The 4,018-nt window shown below is 58.5% G+C and carries 2 protein-coding genes and 1 pseudogene; 2 read left to right on the top strand and 1 reads right to left on the bottom strand.

Going from position 1 to position 4,018, the window contains the following annotated elements; genetic code table 11:
* Both ACIREA_RS27965 and ACIREA_RS27960 read left to right on the top strand, forming a co-directional pair.
* Window positions 1-306, top strand: a pseudogene (locus ACIREA_RS27965) (hypothetical protein); the annotation flags it as partial.
* Between the two features lie 54 nt (window positions 307-360).
* Window positions 361-1,821, top strand: a complete 1,461-nt coding sequence (locus ACIREA_RS27960) for a peptide MFS transporter (protein WP_397385608.1) — start codon at window positions 361-363, stop codon at window positions 1,819-1,821.
* A gap of 205 nt (window positions 1,822-2,026) precedes the next feature.
* Here the strand turns inward: ACIREA_RS27960 and ACIREA_RS27955 are convergent.
* Window positions 2,027-4,018: DUF1549 domain-containing protein (locus ACIREA_RS27955; RefSeq protein ID WP_397385607.1), on the bottom strand; the 1,992-nt coding region annotated here is incomplete at its 5' end.

Genomic DNA, 4,018 nt, shown 5'->3' with positions numbered 1-4,018 from the left:
TTGGAAGGTCTGGCACAGGAGATGACGAAGAAGGCGATGAAGTTCGAACTCGTCCTCGATCCGAACCTCAAAGCCCCCGTGTTTGCTGAGATTGACCTGGGACTGCTGAATGAGCCAGCCTCTGCGAGCAAACCGGCAGAAGCCCCCCAAGTGGAGGCGAAAGCAGCGGCCAAAGTCGAGGCACCGAAGACCGCTGAGCTTGACATCCCTGCCGCCGCGCCCAAGCCCCCCGAGGATTTCTACAACGACCCGCTGATCCAGCAGGCGATGGTGAAGTTTAAGGCGAAGCTGGTGGTCGCTGAGTAAGGAAAAGCTCGCATTGAGGAGCTTGCTGTCTTTGGATGGCGGATTTCTCACGCCATGACTTCCGAACCCACCGGCCATCCTCGCGGAATTTACACGCTGTTCTTCACGGAAATGTGGGAGCGGTGGAGCTACTACGGCATGCGGGCATTGATGGTGCCATTCATGACCATGGCGAGTGGCGGCATTGGCTTTGAAAAGAAGCAGGCCATGGCCATTTTCGGACTCTACCTCGCCACGGTGTATGCTTCGGCATTTCCAGGCGGATGGGTGGGAGATCGGCTTTTGGGAACTAAACGCGCTGTGTGGTGGGGAGGGGTCGCCATTGCTCTGGGACACCTCATCCTCGCCATGCACGGGAGGACGACCTTTTTTCTCGGCCTGCTGATCATCGCGCTCGGCTCGGGTTTGCTGAAATCAAACATGAGCGCACTCGTCGGCCTCCTTTATCCCGAAGGCGGTCAACGACGGGATGCGGGTTTCACGATCTTTTACATGGGGATCAACCTGGGCGCGTTTGTGGGGCCGCTGATCAGTGGATGGCTGCAGCAAAGTGAAGGGCTGGGGTGGCGCTGGGCTTTTGGATCTGCGACGGCGGGAATGTTTCTTGGGCTGGTACAATGGCAGCTAACCCGTAAAGCACTAGAGGGAGTGGGGGAGCGAATCGCCCATCCGGGGCAGAACTTGAAACGTGAGTGGGTAATCTTCTACATGGCGCTGATTGGTCTGGCGACGGTGGTGATCCTATGTGTTTCTGGTGCCATCACGCTTGATCCGGTGTGGCTGGCTCACGCGGTTACAATAGTCATCTCGGTGGTGGCGGCGCTGTTCTTTGCGTGGCTGCTGCTATTTGGGGGGCTGGACGGGGATGAGAAAGCGCGTGTCGGGCTCATCATCATGCTGTTTGGCGTTTGCGCCTTGTTCTGGGCGGGCTTTGAGCAAATGGGCTCCTCTTTCAATGTGTTTGCCGAAGAACACACGGTCCGTGAGTTTGGCTCATGGGTGATTCCCACAGCCTGGTTTCAATCCGTCAATCCGCTGTTTGTGATCCTGCTTTCGCCACTGGTGGCGCTGCTCTGGCAGGGAATGGACCGGCGGGGCATCAGCCTCTCCATGACCACGAAAATGGGCGTGGCAATGCTGCTGCTGGCCTTTGGGTTCGGCCTTGCAGTGATTGCTGCTCATCGTGCGCTGGATGTTGGCAAAGTCTGGCCGCTGTGGCTGCTGGGCATATACCTGTGTCACACCCTCGGCGAACTCTGTCTCAGTCCGGTGGGGCTGAGTGCGGTCACCAAACTTTCTCCACATCGTTATACAGGACAGATGATGGGCATCTGGTTTCTGGGAACCAGCCTCGGAGATGTGCTCTCCGGCATCATTGCCGGAGAAGTCTCCGGCGATGCAATGATTGCCATGCCGGTGATTTTCACCCGCGTGGTTTGGATTTCCTCTGTTGCCGGTTTGTTGCTGCTGATCTTTGCTAAGAAACTGCAAAAGTTCGCTCGGGGTGTTGAATGACTCATTGATACTCGCCCACTGGATCATCAAGCTGATGCCGGGGATTAAGTGGGTATCCAGTCTTGCTGTTGGCCTCAGTCTTTGAGGGGTATCTTGTGGAATGCCTTCGCGAGTTCGCGACGGTAGAAAATCGGCATGGTAAAACAAAACGGGCGGTGAGCTTGATGCCCTACCGCCCGCTTCGAAACTTGGCTCAGTCAGTCGATCAATGGTTGAAGTAGAACTCCTTGGAGTTCAGCAGCGCCCAGAACAAATCTTCGAGGACGTTTTGACGGGCGGCTGGATCTTCGGTGATGGCTTGCTGCACGTTGGCCCACTCCTTGTCCAGAGGCATGCGGCCGAAGACGCGGAGGAAGAGGTCTTCCACGATTTCGCGGTCGTTCTTCTTTTCCTGGATCATCTTGAAGACCACGCGGCCCTGCTTGATGCGGTCATTCACGGCGTCGCCGTTCATGAGGTGGAGCGCTTGGGAGAGGGTGGGTTCCATTTTCACTTCGCAGGAGCAGACGGATTCACGCTTGGCACGGCCAAAGGTGGTGAGGAAGTAGTTGGAGACGGCGCCGTCGGCGATCTGCACGGCACGGGCACCGAGAGGCAGTCCTTGGAACTTGTTCGGCGTGTCGGTGATCTGGGATATGGCATCGAGCAGGACTTCAGCGCGCACACGGCGGACCTGGGCGTGGGAGAAGTTGCGTTTGTCGCCTGCATTGGTCTCGTTGACCTTGGTGCTGCGCTGGTAGGTCTGGGAGGTGCAGATGTCGCGGACGAACTTGCGCATGTCGTACTTGTACTCGGTCAGGTGCTCGGCCATGGCGGCGATAAGCGCGGGGTTGGAAGGAGGGTTTGAAACGCGCACGTCATCGACGGGTTCCACCACGCCGACACCGTTGAAGTGGGACCAGGTGATGTTGGCGATGTTGCGGGCGAAGAAGGGATTGCGCGGGGAGGCCATCCATTCGGCGAGCACCTTGCGGCGGTCTTCGCCGGCTTTCATTTCTGGAGTGTCGCCACCCAGGAACTTGGGCTTCATGACGGCCTGAGTGAGGAAGTGCCTCGATTCACCGCCCTTGCTGTTGTAGATGATGACTTCCGCCGGGTCGTCGGTCGCCTTGCGGCCGATCTGGGAGAAGAAGGCTTTGAAGCCGTAGTAGTCATCCATGGTCCAGCGGTCGAAAGGATGGTTGTGGCACTGGGCGCACTGGATGCGCATGCCCATGAACACCTGGGCGACGTTTTCCGTCAGCTTGAGCTGATCGAGCTCGGTCTGATAGAAGTTGACTGCAGGGTTGGAAACGGTGCCACCGGTGGCGGCGAGAAGCTCGACCACGATTTCATTGATGGGGACGTTCTTGCCGATGCGCTCGGAGAGCCAGTTGTAATACAGAAGGGCGTTCTTGTAGAATGGCGGAACGTTGTTGTTGCCGGCGATACCGGAGCGAATTTGCAGCAGCTCGGCCCACTTCATGACCCAGAGTTCGGTGAACTCCTTGCGTTCAAGCAGGCTGTCCACCAAGGCGGCGCGCTTGTTGGGGTTGGCGTCGGCGAGGAAGGCGCGCATGTCCTTGGCTTCAGGGTAGACACCGGCGATGTCGATGAAGGCGCGGCGCACGAATTCCTCGTCCGTGCAGATGCCGGAGGGCAGGATGCGGAGCTTGTGGAGGTTCTCGTCGACCAGGGTGTCGATGTAATTGGTCTCGGCGAGGTTGGGCCGCTCATACTTGAGCTGCGCAGGGATCACGAGAACCTGGGCGGTGACGGAGTAAACATTGAAACGGGCGAGCATGAACGCGGCACCGCGATCACCGGAGGTCACGAGACCCTGCTTGTCGATGGTGGCGGTCGGATCGTTGTTGGACATGAAGAGCGCGAGGTTCGTCACATCGCGGTCGGTGCCGTCGGAGTAGGTGGCACGGACGGTGATCTGCTGCGTGGCGTTCTTGCCTTCCATGACGATCTGGCTTGGGAAGACTTCGATGCCGGTGACCTTGGCCACGTCTGCGGCATCATCCGGGGCACCTGCGGTGATCCATTCGAGCAGCGCCTTGTTGTAAACGGAATCTGGCTCGAAGCACTGGTTGCCGGAGTGCGGTACAGCGCCCACGGCTTTCTCGACGAGGGAGCTTTCTTCGGGGATGGCCAGATTGATGCGGCGGCCGGGCATTTCACGCGTGATGCGGATGTAGTCGCCAGCGGGGTC

Origin of the sequence: Prosthecobacter sp. (assembly GCF_044373815.1) — a bacterium.
In the GTDB taxonomy this organism is placed as follows: domain Bacteria; phylum Verrucomicrobiota; class Verrucomicrobiia; order Verrucomicrobiales; family Verrucomicrobiaceae; genus Prosthecobacter.
Note: the sequence above shows the minus strand (reverse complement) of the source record. Positions and strands in the feature narration are given on the sequence as shown.

Coding starts and splice junctions, on each gene's coding strand:
- ACIREA_RS27960 (WP_397385608.1), top strand. CDS start 361: ATGACTTCCGAACCCACCGGCCATCCTCGCGGAATTTACACGCTGTTC.